Here is a 15,427-nt window from a genome sequence, read left to right as displayed (position 1 = left end):
ATTACAGGTTTCTCCTTCCCAAGGCCAAAGCAGCGTTGGCCTCTGCTAATATTTGTGATTGGCTGCGGCGGAAACTGGCCGCATCCGGTGTCGTGATGTTCATATTAATGATCATCGGTCTGCTATTTTTTACTTCTGCACTTTGGCTCATAATTTTCTTTGTTTCGGCAGCGGTAAACACATGGCCGCCGCGATTAAAATGAATGAGTTCCGGCCCCTTTTCCCCTACTAAAGCAAGGCCACCGGGGTAGTTACCGCCAGCAGCATATCGTCTGGGGACTCCGGATATCCCGCCTTGTGTTTGGATCGGCGTCAATGCGGGAAACAAAGACATGGTAATTTGGCTCGCCAGCCACTCGGCCGCCATATCTGCGATAATTTTCATTATGCTTTTGCCTAGGGCTTGCCAGGCCTCACCGATGGATTTCGTACCGGTAAGAATGTCTGCGAAAAAGCCTTTCAGGCCCTCGTACGTACCGGCCATTTGCTGTGCCATAATCTCCATGGAGGATTTATGAGACCCTTTCCACACTTCATAGTAGGCATCAATGTACTGTTGTTTTCCGGCTAGGTCACGGGTAAACATCGCCTGTTCGGTAGTTAGAAGCTGCTGGAATCTGGCGACGTCGCCCTCTTCCCGCGCCCGGTCCAGTTCCTCCTGGAACTTGACGCGCTCATAGTGCAAGTCTTTTATGCGCTGGTTTTTCTCCGCTTCAATGGCGACCTGTTCGGCAGCCGCCTGGCGGCTGAAGTCCACCATGCCGGTTTCGGTAATGGCAAACTGGATGCCACTCTCTTCCCACGCTTTGCGAAACTGCTCCTGCTGGGCGGCTGTGCCGGCGGAATACTCGAGGGCAAGGTCCCGGTATTTTTTCTGCACTTCCTCGATTTGCCGCGCCGCGTCGGTTTCGATGTCAAACTTCTGCTTGCTGGCACCAGCCAGGCCAAGCCCGCCCAGTTTGTCGGAGAGACTCCGGGCTAGGTCAGCCGCCTGATCGGCAATCCGGTTGTTTTCCTTTTGCTCGTCCAGCAGAATCTTTTTCTTTTTAGCTGCGTAAATCTCATTAAGCCGCAGGACATCCCGCTCATAGTTTTCATTGGCATCTTTTGATTCGTTTAAGGTCTCCAGTTCGTCGGCATACCAGGCATCGAGGGCGTCCATCTGGGTGGCGGTCAGTTGCAGCCATTCTTTTTCAATTGCCTTGCTCGCCTGTTCCGCTTTTTTCTGCAGTTTCTCAAAATCTTTTGCCGCTTGATCGGTTCCGCTGCCGCTCGCTGGCGAACCGGCACTTTGAGCGGCATTTGTAAGTCCCGTAAACTTGGTGTTGGGCTTTGTCATCTGGGGAAGCAGGGCGGATATATCCTTGCGGCTGAAGCCAAAATTGAACTTACCCGCCACCGCGCCGATTCTGCCGATGCCTTCAGTAACCTTGTTAAACCAGTTCCCTACCGAATCAGGAATGAACTGGGCAAAAAAGCTTTTCAGCGGGCTGAGCTTGTCTACGATCCAGTTGATGCCTTGCGCAACCAGTTCTTTGATGCTGGCCCAGGCACCGTCGATATAGTCTACAATGCTGTTCCAGACACTCGCTGTGGCTTCGCCTGCCGCATTCCAGCCATCGCCAATGAACTGAACAACTGCCCCCAATGCGTCAGTGACCAGGCCGGTTATCCCATTCCAGGCATCGTTAAAAATATCCGTGACCGTAATCCATAAGGTACTGAAGAGTTCGGCCAGCGGCTCCCAGTTGTTCCAAATTTCGTAAGCCAAGAGCCCCACCGCAGCTCCGGCCGCAATAAAGGGCAGTAAAGGAGCCAGTGCTGTCCAAACTGCAATCCCGAATGCCACCATCGCCGGAACCGCCGCGCCTAAAAGCGCTCCGGACAGCACAAACACCGCAGCGATTGTCTCCGGCGGGATCATGCCTTGCAACGCTTCTTTCAACCCGAGCGCCTTCACGGCTGCGGCAAACTCTGACAGCCAGTCGGCAATGCCTTGCATTTTTTCGGGGAGATTCAGGCTTTTTGATATACTGTCGCCTATCTCCGCCATCACCGTTTTGACATTGTCCTTGATGGTCGACATAAGTCCGGGAATGGTTTTACTCATGGCTTCCATACCGCCCTGGAACCTCTCCTGCATGCCCATTAAGAGCGCGTTGATGCCGGTGGTGCTGTCAATCACCCCTTGCTCGGCCATTTTCATGGCCGTCGGAATATCGGTTCCAATAGCATCCGCCAAGAACTTCCACGCCGGCACACCGGCTTCGGCAAGCTGCATCATTTCTTCGGCGGACACTTTTCCTTTGGCCTCTATTTGGCCGATGGCGTTGGTCAAGCGGCTAATCCCTTCCTGTCCAATCCCTAACATCGCCGCCGCATCGCCGATCGCCGCCAGCATGGGTATAATGTCTTGGGCCGCAAAGCCAAAGGCCAGCAGTTTTTTCGATGAGGTCAGAAGACCTGGCAATTCAAAGGGAGTATCCGCCGCAAAGGTCGCCAAATCGGCGAGCATTTTTTCCGCGGCCTTGGCGTCGCCCAAGAGGGTGGTCAAGGCTTTGCGGCTGGCATCCAGGTCACCTGCCAGGTTGATGCTGGCAACCCCGAAAGCGGCAAGAGCAGCTGCTCCGGCGGCCAGGCCGGCGGCAATGCTCTCCGACGCTGCCATCGCTTCCGAGCCAAGCCCTTTGCGGAGTGCGCGCTTGGTGCTCTCCCACTTTTTCAAAAAATCACTGTTATCCCCGCCGATAAAAATTGTCATCGAAGCATTCCCGGCCATAGTCTCACCCCACTTTCGCGATAAGCTGTTTGACTTTTTTGCATACTATTGCTCAAAAACTATGCAAGAAAGTTTAGTCTTCCTATCCAACATCGTCATCCCACGCTGGATAAAAGCTCTTTCATGTCCGCCTTGGCTTGCTCTTGCGTTACTTTTTGTTTTTCTTTCGGCTCCCGGCCAAGCAGCATGTCCACCGTAACCGGCTTTTTCAGGTCGCGCGATGTGCAGGTGTTGATGACGGAAGCGACAAAACCCGCTGTCATTATCTGTTCCTGCTTGGTTCGCCAGTGATAGCCTTCCGCCAGTTCGTAAAACTCACCGAAGGTCAGCCGGCCAAATTCCCACGGCTTTAATCCCAACGGGCCGTAAGCCACCGGCGCAGCTTTTTCGATCCACTGGGCTACGGTGGTCACTCGTTTCCCTCGTCTGTCTCCTCCTCAGTATCTTCCTCGCCGGCCAGGCTCTCACCCATGATTTTCGATGCCTTGATGGCTTCCCCGATCCTGCCGGCCAGCTCCCCGAAACTGCCGCCGGCTTCCATGTATTCCTGCATCATCAGCCCCACCCGCTGCAGAGTGATCCCTTTTTCCGCGTGCTTGAGGCCACCCCACAGCAGAATGCGAATGGCCGAAAACCCTGCTGCCATGGGATTGCTCATCACATAAAGCAGGGATTTTCCTCCCATCAATTCTTCCATCTCTGCGGCTGAGTTAATATCGTATCGAAGGCGGCGCTCCTTGCCGCCAATCGTAATAAACACAGGTTTTGTCATCATCCATTCCTCCGTTTTTATGCCGCAGGCGCAACGCCCGGAGTAGTGTGGGTTGAAACCGGAGCCGCCGTCAAGCCGGCGCACGTCCCGTTGGCAATGGCAATGTTAAGCGTGCTGTCATTGGCCGCCGCAGTCAAAGCCGTCAACTCCACCTTTGTGCCATAGCCGCCCACGCTGAACTTTGCAGTCACTGCGCTGTCTGCCGCCAGTGCTTCACGGGCTTTTTGCGCTACCACAGCCGCCGAATCACCCAGCGCCACGGCCACGCTGATGGCTTTGGGCGAGCCGGTCATTCCGGCGGCAGTTACCGTAAATATGGCATTGCCGGCCGTCGTAATGGTGCCGACAACCTCTGCCGTTTCCACCTGTTTGGTGCCGTTCACTTCTTCCGGTGCGCCCGCCCCGGCCAAGGTGATTTTATACGTCGCCACGCCGTCATGCGGGGACTCTTCGCTCAAATCGGTAATGGCCGCATAGCCTTGGAATTTCGAGCCGTCTTTCCTGACATATCGCACATGCACCAGTTCGCGGTTGGCAAACACACTGAGAAGTTTGGCCCGACCGGCATCGATGCTCAGGCCCGATGCATCGGTCAGCAGCACCGCATCGGCGTCAATGCTCCAGGACATCATGCCGGGTACACTGGTTTTCCAGGCTCCCGATTGCTTATTAGAGGCATCAATTTGCTCCGCCGTCAAACTCAAGGTCGCGCCCCGCTGGCCGCCAATCACCGTCCAGACCGGCGTTTCGGCCGTCCCGGTATTCACTTTTAAGAGAAAATCCACGCCGTCGCTGGGAATTAAAGGCATCTTTCATCACTCCTCGGTGTCAATAATCGTAAACTTGAAGGTTACCGTCGCCTCGCGGTGCGTTTCCAAGCGTTCCACCGCATGGCTGTCCACGTTTGAAAGCACTACCTGCCACTCGTCAGTTAAAACCAGCGGCTCCCTTTGGATTGCCGAAATAGCCCTGTCGCAAAGCTCTGCCACTTCCTTGTCTCCCTGGTATTCGCTGATAATCTTAATGGTGGCCGTTACCTCCGCCCCGGATATAGTCTTTGTCGTCCAGCCTTGCGCCGCAGTATCGGTCAGCACCACATAGGGTGCTTTTTTGCCTGCCGGCACATGGTCATAAACCGGAGCGACCATCTGGCTTTTTAAACGCTCAAAGAGCGCCTTGTTTAGCGGCGACACTGGGGATCGCTTCATCGTCTCACCTCATTTCGCACCGCTGTCCGGATCTTCTCTTGGATACCCGGCATCAGCTCACGGCGCGCCCGCTCGGCGAAATGCTTGCCCTTCACGCCTCGTTTGGTGCCATATTCCTGCAGCGGCGCATGCGGCGCTTTGGCCCTGACCATGCGGGAGATGCCGTATTTCCCCTTGCGGTTTACAATGCTTTTGCGCAAAAGTCCGCTTTTAACCGGCGCCAGTTCTCGTTCCCGCTTGCGCACAGCTTTTGCACCTAGCTCCGTTTCCTTTTCAATGGCCTGACTGACATTAGTGGAAATGAGATCGCCAAAGGAAATGCATTGATCAATCCCGGTTACTCTAATCGTCGGCCGCATCGGCCACCACCTCCCGGCATTCAAGCCTTAAATATGCATGTTTTTCTTCGATATCAACAGGCGGCCCGATTTGCTCGAACTCCCGGCTGCCGTATTGAATCCTATCCGTCACCGCCACATCGCGGCGATAGCGAATGATGATGCGGTAGAGTATTTCCGGTGTCATTTGTTCGTATTGGTCCGTTGTTTTTGCCGTCACCGGCATGATCTTGGCCCATAGGGCAGCTCGTGACACATATTCGGTTTCGTAGCCGCCCTGCCCGTCAGCTGTTTTTACTTCCGCGAGCAAGGTAATGCGGCAGTTCAGTTCGCCTGGATTCATGTCATCTACCACCTTGACTCGCGGTAGGGCGTGAGCAGGGCATATACCACCTTAGGGATATCCTCGCCCGTGCGCTGCTCGTAAAAATGGGCGATTAAAATGAGTAAGGCCTGTTTGACCGGCATGGGTACCTCGCTTGGCAAAGGTGCTTGCAGGTAGTTTTCGCAGTGTTCTTTTGCCGCGGCATAAAGAGCGGTGAGCAGGGAATTTTCCTCCTCACCGTCAATGCGTAGGTATTCCTTTATTTCCGTCAGTGTCAGCACTTCAGCCATGGCTTTCTTCCATGAGGCCGGCGGCGCGTAATTTGGCAAGCAAGGCATTAAAATCCGTTACCATTTCAGCTACCGTTGAAGCGGTACTGTCGGCTTGCGCCGCTGCCGGTTTAAGCTGTGTACCCGCAAAGGTCAGCCTGCCTTCTCCGGTGATGGCAAGCGTACCGCCAATTACCGTCTTTTCCCCGCCTTGCTCGGTATAGTTTTTGACGTTACTCATCGTTTCCCACCTACGCTTTCATCTGCAGTACTTTGATGGCTTCAGGCAAAATGAGCTTACCATCAACACGCTGGGTGGCTTTAAAGCCCACTTGGCCGGTTACGGCGAACAGCTCATTTAACCGCTGGAAGCTTCGGCCCTGCCGGTCGGCTACCCAGTAGTAGCTGAAATCGCCAAAGGCAATGGTTTTGGCGCCTGAGGAAATGGTTGGTACATAGGCTGAGGTCTTGAGCGGGCGGTTTAAGATGGTATCCGGTTGGCCGGCGGTGACCGAAGGCTGCCAGAGGTACTGGCCGTTACCGTCTTTTAGTTTGCGAACGGCTTTGACGGTTGCGTCATTGGTAATGAAGACGGCATTTTTGCGGTACGGGGATTTTAGGGAATAGAACAGGTCCATGATTTCGTCGAAGGAGATGGCACTGGCGCTGGCGGTTGTGACTCCCACGCCGGCGCCGCCAGTTGCATGGAAAATGCCGGTGGGCTTGCCAACGCCGTCGCCGACAAAGAAGGCTTCTTCCTCTTTTGCCCCAATGCGCCGGGCAAATTCTTTCGCGATGTATCGCTCTAAGTTAAATACGCTGTCGTTTAAGAGTTCTTCGGACACCTTGATCATGGTGGCTAGTTTGTAGGCGCCGATGGAAACCTGACCAAAGGCGTCGTCGGCTTCAGGAATAGCCCCTTCTTCATCCACCCAGGCAGCGGTGCCTTTTGATGCCACTACCGGAATTTTTCGATCACCCGATGATGTGGTGATGATAGTGGCCAATTGCCGGAAAATGTTTTCTTCCTCCAAGGCTTCAATTAAAGTACGCTCAAATTCGTCCGGCACCAGGTAGCCGCCTTCGGAGTCGGTGCCGACCTGCAGGGCATTTTGCACATCAAAGCTGTTTTTGTTTTTCATCGCTTTCCAAAAAGCGGCTTTGTATTCGCCGGACGCCCGTCCGGTTTTTTCCGGCTCCTGGTGCTGGCTAGGCTTATTGGTAATGGCAGCAGTGGTTGGTTTGGACAGCTCTAAATCCAGCACCGCTTGGCGTTCCAGGCGGTCGATTTCTTTGCCCAGGTTCACCACATCGGCTTCCATTTTTTCATAGGTAGCCGTATCTTCGGCCGATAAGAGGCCATTTTCATTTCGCCGGGAATCTAAGAAAGCTTTGGCGCTGTCCCAAAGCTTGGCGCGTTTTTCACGCAGCTGGAGTATTTTGTTCATAGTAAGTTCCTCCCTCGTGTTTATTTCAAGAGTTCCAGTCTTGTCAGCAGCTCTTTATATGGCGTTCCCGCCACTGTCGCCGGCTGCTTGGCTTTTTCCCGGGGAAACTTGGCAAGCAGCGCGTTGGTGACGGTAAAGCGGTCAAAAATAAAACCCTCTGCCGCATCCTGTGCATCAGGCGCGTAGAGGATTTTATCGGCAAAGCCCAGTTCTACCGCTTTTTGCGCGCTGAACCAGGTTTCCGCGTCCATCATGCTTGAGATTTTGCTGCGGGGCAGCCCGGTTCGCTGTTCATAGGCGTTAATGATGCTTTCTTTGACCTCGTTAAGCATCTTGATACCGCTGGCAAGGTCGGAAGCTTCACCAAAGACCATCGTAGCCGGATTGTGGATCATCATCATGGCCACCGGCGACATCACAACCTCATCGCCGGCCATGGCGATCACAGAGGCGGCGCTGGCCGCAATGCCGTCAATCTTGACCGTAACCTTGCCCTCATACTCTTTTAGCATGGTGTAGATCTGGCTGGCTGCAAAGACATCGCCGCCTGGTGAATTGAGCCAAACGGTGATATCCCCGGCGGCGCTGTTTAGCTCGGCTTTAAATTTTTTGGGAGTGATATCGTCGTCAAACCAGCTGTCCTGGGCGATGTAGCCGTCAAAGTACAGGGTGCGGCCCGCCTCGTTTTTTACCCAGTGCCAAAATTTTTTCATACCCATCTCCTCATCTTGATTTTGAAATCGACTTACTATGTTAAGTTTTATTCTCACCACCTCCGTATTTGCTCGTCCACGCCCCGGCACTCGCCATATCTACAAAGTTGCCGTTGACCAAAAGCTTGTTGCCGCCCAGTTCTTCGGGTATTAGGTTCATTTCTTCCAGTTCGCGGATGTCATTGGCCGACATGATCCCGTTCTGCCGCATAGTTTGGTAAAAGGCTGCCCGTGCGGCCGCATCGCCCCGCAACCGCCCGTTCAGATTGAATTTGATGCAAAAGCTTCTCTTCTCAGTTTCCGAAAACAGCGCTCTTTGCAGGGATTGTTCAATTCTCGTCACCCACGGAATAATGGTGTTGTCGATAAAGCTGATGGATTGGTGCTCAATGTTTGAGAAGGTCGCCCGGTCAAGGCTGGCGACCAGATGGGGCGGCACGCGAAAAATCCGGCAAATTTCTTCAATTTGGAACTTGCGGGTTTCTAAAAATTGGGCCTGCTCCGGCGGTATGCCGATAGGCTGGAATTTCATGCCCTCTTCGAGTACCGCCACCCGGTGAGCATTGCCGCTGCCTTGGTACACCGCGTTCCAACTTTCCCGGATGCGCGCCGGGTCTTTGACCACACCGGGATGCTCGAGCACACCGCCGGGACTTGCCCCGTTAGCAAAGAACTTGGCGCCGTATTCCTCGGTGGCGATGGCCATACCGATAGCGTTTTTGGCCATGGCGATCGGCGAGTAGCCGATGAGGCCGTCAAAGCCAAGCCCCGGAATGTGGAGGACTTCATAATTTCTCAGGAAATATGTTTGGCCGTCTTTTTCGTATTGGTAGTATAACTGGCCTTGGTCGCTCCGGCCCACGACCATCTTATTGGGCAAAAGCGGATACAAACCAACCACTCTGCCCCGGCCATCCCGGATGATCTGGGCATAGGCATTGCCCCATAACAAAAGATGACCCATCAGTGTTTCGCGAAACACGAATGAGGTCATCTCCGGGTTGGGCTCGCTGTGAAGCAAGTAGTATATGGGATGGTCGAGGGCTTTTTCTTTACCGCTAACAGTATATTTGTAGGTGTGAAGCGGCAGGGAAGCGATGGTTTCGGCCAGTATCCGCACGCAGGCGTAGACCGCGGTGGTCTGCAGCGCCGTCCGCTCATTAACCGTCTTGCCGCTGGAGCTCGTGCCGAAGAAAAAACTGTAGGCACTGCCCCAAAAAGTATTCTTTGGACTGGCTCTTGTGGGGAAAAATCTTGATAAAAAGGGGATTTTCATGAGTCACCTCCTGAAAATGGGCGCAAAAAAGCGCCCCTATTTGGAGCGCTTATGTTTATTATTCTATTGACAGTTGATCAGCAAAAGAATATGAGATGATACAATTACCCTCTGTGCACTTATATGCTTCCTCTTCATGCATTCTGTCAACAATCTGATCGGTATTTAAATGACCAAATTCACTGATTACTTTATCAATCGTCTCAAGTTCATCCGCGGTAAGCCGCTTGATTTCTAAGCCGGGCGTTGGCTTGAACTTGTATCCAACATTATCACCATACATTACGGTATCAAAGCTAACTCCATCCAACATTACAATTTGCTCATGTCCCTCTGGTACTGCTCCCATAGGCAAAGCGCTATAAACAAGGCCTGTTATAGATCTTCCATGCCTTTTATAGTGCAAAATATCGGCATACCAAAGCAGCTTCATCAGTTTAACTTTGTGAAGGACAGAGACGTTTTGGGCAAGGTAATTAATTACTTCCACAACTTTATCAAGGTCCAATTCTACTGATCCAGTCTTGTCTTCCCCTTCAAACTTCGCGTAGAGTGCCTGAATAGAAGCAATAAGATATTGGTTTTTCTGCTTATTATATTGTTCACGAGCCGAGTGACAATATTTTTCAAATGTTTTCTGGGGCAGCTTATCCTTCGCCCGTTTTAATAGTTCTAAAAACCATCTTGGATCGGAATCAATTTTTCTTAAGATATCGTCATGAGCTCTATCCTGAACCTGATGATTTTCATATCTAGTGATCGTTGCCTTGCCCCAATCAAGAATCTCAGAAAGATCCTTTTGGCTAACCCCATACTTTTCCCGCAAGCTAATAATTTCTTTCGAAGTCAATAGGCCAACTTTTTTCCTATACGCATCTTTAATGGCAAGGCTGTTGGCATGTATCATGTCTTCATTTTCTAGATATTCATCAGTGTTCGAACAATACTCATAGATAGCGGGAAAATCCACTTCAACGCCTTTAAACACTTCGTGCTCCATTACTTCAACAATATCAACCTTGTGTTCTTCCATGCAGCTAAGACAAAGCTTAACCTCACTTTTAAGAACTTTCATTTCATCCACCTCTTTTCCGATAAGGAAAATCAGTCTCTACAAATGCTTTCTCGGCAAAATGAAAGGACATTACAAAAACATAATTATTACCCATCGAGCCAACAAGCTCCACTCGGATTTTAATATATACGTCTTCTCCCGAATATTTCTTTCCGAATACTCGCATGTCTGAGCGCTTTGGGTACCGGGTATCTTTCACTGTTTCTATATAGTCGTGTACAGTAAGCGTAGCAAGTTCTCGCTTTAATACTGCTACTACATCTTCATCTGGAAAAAGAGTATGCATAGTATATCTATTTGTATACTTTCTATCCCTTGCATCGTCAACCTGACGATTCATCTGAAAGCTGATCGTCGCACTGCCACTCTCAAGAGCATACTTCAAACGCTCCAGGTAAGTACTGACATCAAATTCGCTTTCAATTGTGCTTTTTTCATAGGATGCTTTCATGATCAGTATATCACCTCAATTTTTTACCGTCAAGAAAAATAGTATCAATTGATACTCGAAATATTTTCCATCTAGGTAAACTTCTACTGCTGACCATATTGTCATTCTACATGGCCACCCCTTTATCCTATTTAAAGCACCAATATCCCCCTCTCGTCATACACGCTCCCGCTATAGCCGCCATTTCGTATAGCTCTATCCAAAGCCATAATTAAAGCTACAGCACCGTCAATGCGCTCGGTGCTTTTTTCTTTGTCCGGCTTGATATTGCCGGCCGGGTCAGTTTTGACATAGATGTTGTCCATCATCCAGCGCAGCACCGGATTGCCGCCATGGGCAATTTTTCTTTCCAAGGTCAGTTTCATCAGTTCCTTCGTTGCCGGCGACATATCTTTGTAGCCTTGGCCAAAAGGCACGACGGTAAAGCCCATGCCTTCCAGATTTTGCACCATTTGTACCGCGCCCCAGCGGTCAAAAGCAATTTCCCTGATATGATACTTGGTATTGAGTTCTTCAATAAACGCTTCGATAAAGCCATAATGCACGACATTGCCCTCGGTGGTTTTAATGTAACCTTGCTGCTGCCAGATATCATACGGCACATGATCGCGCCTGACCCTTGTAGCTAGGTTATCTTCAGGAATCCAAAAGTATGGCAGCACGATAAACTTATCGTCTTCCGCAAGCGGCGGGAAAACCAGCACAAAGGCGGTAATATCCGTGGTGCTTGATAAATCCAGCCCGCCATAGCAAATCCTGCCTCTTAATCTTTCGGGATCAATAGGAAAAGCGCACTCGTCCCAGTGATCCATCTGCATCCAGCGCACCGATTGCTTGACCCATTGGTTAAGCCTAAGCTGCCTAAACAGGTTTTCCTCCGCCAGATTTTCCTTGGCGCTTTGAAAAGCAGCCCTGACCTTTTCTATGTCAATGGTATGGCCCAGGGATGGGTTGGCCTTATACCAGTTTTCTTCACTCGTCCAGTCGTCATCGTCGTCAATACCGTAAATCACGGGATAAAACGTCGGATCAATCTTGCGCCCCGCCAAAATATCTACTGCTTTTTGGTGTACTTCCCAACAGATCGAGTTGCGGTCGGTACCGGCGGTGGTAATGAGAAAAAATAGCGGCTGCGTTCTTGCATCCCCTGAGCCTTTTGTCATGACATCATAGAGATCGCGGCTCGGCTGGGCATGCAGTTCATCAAATACCACAGCATGCACATTGAGCCCGTGCTTGGTGTAGGCTTCGGCCGACAATACTTGATAGAAGCTGTTGGTAGGCTGATACACAAGCCGCTTTACCGATATGACTGGCTTGATCCGTTTTTTGAGCGCCGGGCACTGGTCTACCATGTCGACTGCTACATCAAAGACGATGGAGGCCTGCTGACGATCGGAAGCACAGCCGTAAACTTCAGCTCCCCATTCATTATCGCCGCAGGTCATATAGAGGGCTACGGCGGCGGCAAGCTCACTGTTGTGTGTTGGCACCATAGACTGCCCGGCCAAATAAAGCCTGGAGGGGCTATCTACCTGAATGCATCGCATCGGACAGGGTTTTGTTTTTTCGATCGACTTGATGTAGTGATAATGCGAACGGCTGTTATTGTTTCTTGCTTTAGCTCTCGTCTTTTTTCGGTCCAGTGCCGAAACATCTTGATCGTCAAATGCAGTAAAGCGTATGAGGTAGCACGTTTCACCGGTCGGCTCCCTAAACCGGGAAAGGGTTGTTTTTAAGGTGTTTTTTATCCCCAAAGACCATAGCAGGTTTTGAATGTCTTTTGCCAGCTCAGGCAATATGGTTACATAGATGGCCTGCCCTTTATTTTTGCTCACACATCCGTCCGAGTCCATTAACCCTTGCAGCAATCTTTGCCGTTGTTTAAGAGATGCACGCAAGAAACAATCCGGTATCCTTTTGTCGTAAACGTGGCCGTTTCCCAGCCAGTAACCGTAAAGATACGGGTCAATGGGCAATTCTTTTTCCGGCAAAATAAAAGCATCCGCTATCCGGATGCGAAATAGTGCCCTGTTATCTTTATTGCTTGCCTTATTTTGCTTTTCATACATCTCGCCGGTGGTCAGGATTTTTTCTCTTTTTCCGTTATTGGTTACTTCTACCCGCCAAAGATGCCTTTCGCCGGCAATAATTGTCGTGCCGTCTCTAAAGTTTATTTTGTATGCCTGTTCGGTATCGTCAATAGGGCTGATTGCGACTACATTGCAAATATTGCCCTTTTCATCAAAAACCTGATCCCCGACTTTTAGTTCTCCCATGGTAGTAAAGCCGGCCGGGGTAGGTATCGGTGTCGATAGGGCCAGCTGTTTTCCGTTTTTCTTGGGGATTTCAATATATGCCGTGTTATATTGCCGATAGCCACTGGGTTTTACCGTTCCGAAGATATCCCGGATAATTTTTTCCTGCCAGGGCAAAAGTTCAAACGGCACGCCCCGCCACTGGCCTTTGGTGTGTTTTAGGCAGTTGATAAACTGAATTGCCCGCTGCGCTTTTGTTTCATCATACACTCCGCTTACCCCCGTTTATTAAGATAAGCTCCATCGGATCGGATTCGTGCTCGGGATTTTCGCCTGCCGCTATCCTGCTTCTGGCCGAGGGTGTTAGCCCAAACTGCTCGCAGAATTTAAGCATGATCTTTAAGTTTGTCTGGGCGATGGACACCTGCGGCACCTGTTGTAGGTAGCCGTTGGGGGTGCGGATCATCGTACCATGCTGGGTGATGAATTCTTCGGCTTCCTTCCAGCGGGCAAAGGCTTGGCAGTATCCCGCAAAGGCTGCCATATCCATCTCGGTCAGAAGCCCCAGCTGCTCTAAAATTTTGCCCATGCGCTTCCATTCTTTTTTTGCTTCTTCCTCAAGCCAAGCCGGACAGCGGGGCGCTTTTTTATCCGGCTTGGGTTCGTTTTTATTCAGCGGCCGTCTGCCTGGATTGCCTTCCAGCTTCTTAATTGCAGTCGGTTTTGGTTTTCTTCCTCTTAGCGCCATCAGCCCCACCTCCTCTCATCGGCTTTGCTGGCATAAAAAAAAGACCTCCGAAGAAGCCTTGTGTCGGGCTATACGAGAAACAGCCCCCGCAAGGGCCGCATCTCAAAAATTTATTTCAGTTTATCTTTCTGCACAAATCTTCGCCATAGACCACGCTCAGGCTGCTGCCGTTATCCCAGGAAACCATAATGCTTCCGGCATCGTCTACACCAAGCACCGTGCCACGCGTACCGATGGGCGGGGCCTGTTCATCATCCATACGCACAAGCTCAACCCTTGTGCCGGCAGGATACTGCTTGCGCAGCTGCTCGACGATTTCTTTTTTAACAAACATCGCCATCCACCTCGCACGGTTTTTGTTTTTTGGCCAATAGCCGCGCTTTATGCTTTTCCTCATCTGCCGGGGTACGGAAGGCAGCACTGCCGGCAAGCCTTGCCAAGAGTACCTTGCGGGCTAGTTTAAAGGCGTCGCCATTCATGCCAAGCCGCAGCAGCCAAGTGCGCATGGCGTATTTGGGGTTTTCTTCTTGCGCCGGTTTGAAGGTAGAATGCTTAAGCTTTTTGGCATATTCGGTCATACAAACCGCCAAGTCGCGAAAAGCCGCCATTTCGTCCGGCATCGGATTATCTTTTAACAGTTTCATCGTCAGTGTCTGATTTTCAAAGTCTAGTTTTAATCCATGGCAGCATCCAGATTGGGATTCAGCCCAAAACACCTGAAAGGCCTTCATATCCGCGAAACTTCTCTGGCCAAGCTCCTCAGCCAAACTTGTCTCCATAAGCGGGCGTGGCAGGTCAAAGGCGCTAATTAAAAGCCGCTCTTTGCTAGCAAGCATATTGACCAAATTCCGCAGGCTAACTGTCGTATGCCCTGCCAGCGGCAGTTCGACCGCATATCCTTCAGCCGGTAGTTCACCCGGCTCGCTTGGCGCTGTTTCGCCATCTGGGGCTAAATCTTCCTCGCGCAAAAGTTCCTCGGCCGAAACCTCGCGCCCCTCCAAATCACGGATCACGCCGTCACGATCGATGATGAAGGTTCCCGCGCTGCATTTGAGCTCATAGTCGCAGCTTGGCATGCCCAGATATTTTGCTTTGGCTCCCCATCTTGCTTCCAGGGCTTGAACCAGTTCTTTGCGCGTCATGCCTCTCACCTCGCTTCCCAGGCCCATTTCATTGTGCTCACCATCTCTTCGAGTTCGCCTGTCGAGTAGATCAAGCACACTTCTTGGTCTGCTGCTGTCGGAGCAAGCACCCAGTTGCCACACCATTTGCCAACTACTACATAAGTTTGTTTGGTAATTGTTGATTGAAGCCGGTCGCCTTTTTTGATCGTCATTTGCTTTTCCTCCCTGTGTTTTTTCGGTAGTCTATATATCACTCTAAACACAGGAAATAGCAAGTGTTTATTTGGTATTTTAAGTTATTATTCTTGCTTACCTTCGGACCGCTCGTAAACCATTTTTAGCTGCAGCAGGGAATAAACAATTCTATCCATTAGCCGTTCGTCGCATTCGCTGACCGTAATGCCTTTGGCCATAGCTACGTTGTGCTTATCCACCAGTGTTTCCGCCACCAAAAACATCGCGGCATAAGGGTCCTGAGCATATATAGCTGGGTAAAGCCTTTTGGCTGTCTGGCGAAAATTCCAGAAGAGATCGCCGCTTGTGCCATAACCTTCATTTTTTCTGGCAAACAGTTTTTGGATTTCCTCGAATTTGTCCTGAATAAATATGACAAAGTCATTTCTTTGGGTTGGTTCCAAGGAAT

20 protein-coding genes are annotated in these 15,427 nt (G+C 50.9%); all 20 read right to left on the bottom strand.

All coding sequences use genetic code 11. From position 1 onward, the window contains the following. Window position 1 precedes the first annotated feature (1 nt). Window positions 2–2,779 carry a tape measure protein gene (locus P22_RS12360; RefSeq protein WP_054260546.1) on the bottom strand — a complete coding sequence of 926 codons (2,778 nt, stop codon included), beginning with the start codon at window positions 2,777–2,779 and terminating at the stop codon, window positions 2–4. A gap of 95 nt (window positions 2,780–2,874) precedes the next feature. Further along, on the bottom strand, window positions 2,875–3,192 hold the full coding sequence (locus P22_RS12355; RefSeq protein WP_054260545.1) for a hypothetical protein: 318 nt from the start codon (window positions 3,190–3,192) through the stop codon (window positions 2,875–2,877). Continuing rightward, window positions 3,189–3,554 carry a hypothetical protein gene (locus P22_RS12350; RefSeq protein ID WP_235814638.1) on the bottom strand — a complete coding sequence of 122 codons (366 nt, stop codon included), beginning with the start codon at window positions 3,552–3,554 and terminating at the stop codon, window positions 3,189–3,191. The genes P22_RS12355 and P22_RS12350 overlap by 4 nt, the downstream gene beginning before the upstream one ends. Before the next feature lie 14 nt (window positions 3,555–3,568). Further along, window positions 3,569–4,360, bottom strand: coding sequence for a phage tail tube protein (locus tag P22_RS12345; protein ID WP_054260543.1), 792 nt, complete (start codon window positions 4,358–4,360; stop codon window positions 3,569–3,571). Between the two features lie 6 nt (window positions 4,361–4,366). After that, window positions 4,367–4,759, bottom strand: a complete 393-nt coding sequence (locus P22_RS12340; protein ID WP_054260542.1) for a DUF3168 domain-containing protein — start codon at window positions 4,757–4,759, stop codon at window positions 4,367–4,369. Then, on the bottom strand, window positions 4,756–5,118 hold the full coding sequence (locus P22_RS12335; protein WP_054260541.1) for an HK97 gp10 family phage protein: 363 nt from the start codon (window positions 5,116–5,118) through the stop codon (window positions 4,756–4,758). The genes P22_RS12340 and P22_RS12335 overlap by 4 nt, the downstream gene beginning before the upstream one ends. Then, window positions 5,102–5,440 (bottom strand): phage head closure protein, encoded by a 339-nt coding sequence (locus P22_RS12330; RefSeq protein WP_054260540.1) that lies wholly within the window; start codon window positions 5,438–5,440, stop codon window positions 5,102–5,104. Before P22_RS12330 ends, P22_RS12335 begins: the two co-directional genes overlap by 17 nt. Window positions 5,441–5,445: 5 nt before the next feature. Then, complete coding sequence (locus P22_RS12325) at window positions 5,446–5,712, bottom strand: head-tail connector protein (RefSeq protein WP_054260539.1); 267 nt, start codon at window positions 5,710–5,712, stop codon at window positions 5,446–5,448. Further along, on the bottom strand, window positions 5,705–5,932 hold the full coding sequence (locus P22_RS12320) for a head fiber protein (RefSeq protein ID WP_054260538.1): 228 nt from the start codon (window positions 5,930–5,932) through the stop codon (window positions 5,705–5,707). Before P22_RS12320 ends, P22_RS12325 begins: the two co-directional genes overlap by 8 nt. A 10-nt stretch (window positions 5,933–5,942) precedes the next feature. Then, a complete protein-coding gene (locus tag P22_RS12315; protein WP_054260537.1) occupies window positions 5,943–7,139 on the bottom strand; it encodes a phage major capsid protein in 1,197 nt (398 codons plus the stop codon). Window positions 7,140–7,159: 20 nt separating this feature from the next. Then, complete coding sequence (locus P22_RS12310) at window positions 7,160–7,852, bottom strand: head maturation protease, ClpP-related (protein WP_054260536.1); 693 nt, start codon at window positions 7,850–7,852, stop codon at window positions 7,160–7,162. Between the two features lie 40 nt (window positions 7,853–7,892). Continuing rightward, the gene (locus P22_RS12305; protein ID WP_373432676.1) at window positions 7,893–9,122 is read right to left on the bottom strand and encodes a phage portal protein; all 1,230 of its coding nucleotides are present in this window, start codon (window positions 9,120–9,122) and stop codon (window positions 7,893–7,895) included. 64 nt (window positions 9,123–9,186) lie between these two features. Continuing rightward, a complete protein-coding gene (locus P22_RS12300) occupies window positions 9,187–10,203 on the bottom strand; it encodes a type II TA system antitoxin MqsA family protein (RefSeq protein ID WP_054260534.1) in 1,017 nt (338 codons plus the stop codon). A gap of 1 nt (window position 10,204) precedes the next feature. Beyond that, on the bottom strand, window positions 10,205–10,654 hold the full coding sequence (locus tag P22_RS12295) for a hypothetical protein (protein WP_054260533.1): 450 nt from the start codon (window positions 10,652–10,654) through the stop codon (window positions 10,205–10,207). Window positions 10,655–10,785: 131 nt separating this feature from the next. After that, window positions 10,786–13,182 carry a terminase TerL endonuclease subunit gene (locus tag P22_RS12290; RefSeq protein ID WP_054260532.1) on the bottom strand — a complete coding sequence of 799 codons (2,397 nt, stop codon included), beginning with the start codon at window positions 13,180–13,182 and terminating at the stop codon, window positions 10,786–10,788. Beyond that, the gene (locus tag P22_RS12285) at window positions 13,175–13,660 is read right to left on the bottom strand and encodes a phage terminase small subunit P27 family (RefSeq protein WP_054260531.1); all 486 of its coding nucleotides are present in this window, start codon (window positions 13,658–13,660) and stop codon (window positions 13,175–13,177) included. Before P22_RS12285 ends, P22_RS12290 begins: the two co-directional genes overlap by 8 nt. A 115-nt stretch (window positions 13,661–13,775) precedes the next feature. Beyond that, a complete protein-coding gene (locus P22_RS12280; protein ID WP_054260530.1) occupies window positions 13,776–13,994 on the bottom strand; it encodes a DUF4314 domain-containing protein in 219 nt (72 codons plus the stop codon). Further along, on the bottom strand, window positions 13,984–14,802 hold the full coding sequence (locus P22_RS12275; RefSeq protein ID WP_054260529.1) for a hypothetical protein: 819 nt from the start codon (window positions 14,800–14,802) through the stop codon (window positions 13,984–13,986). The genes P22_RS12280 and P22_RS12275 overlap by 11 nt, the downstream gene beginning before the upstream one ends. A gap of 5 nt (window positions 14,803–14,807) precedes the next feature. Continuing rightward, window positions 14,808–14,996: a hypothetical protein gene (locus tag P22_RS12270; protein WP_054260528.1), complete on the bottom strand. Its 189-nt coding sequence runs from the start codon at window positions 14,994–14,996 to the stop codon at window positions 14,808–14,810. Between the two features lie 87 nt (window positions 14,997–15,083). Further along, a complete protein-coding gene (locus P22_RS12265) occupies window positions 15,084–15,422 on the bottom strand; it encodes a hypothetical protein (RefSeq protein WP_054260527.1) in 339 nt (112 codons plus the stop codon). Window positions 15,423–15,427: the final 5 nt, after the last annotated feature.

The sequence above is a fragment of the Propionispora sp. 2/2-37 genome (genome assembly GCF_001298735.1).
Lineage (GTDB): Bacteria > Bacillota > Negativicutes > Propionisporales > Propionisporaceae > Propionispora.
Note: the sequence above shows the minus strand (reverse complement) of the source record. Positions and strands in the feature narration are given on the sequence as shown.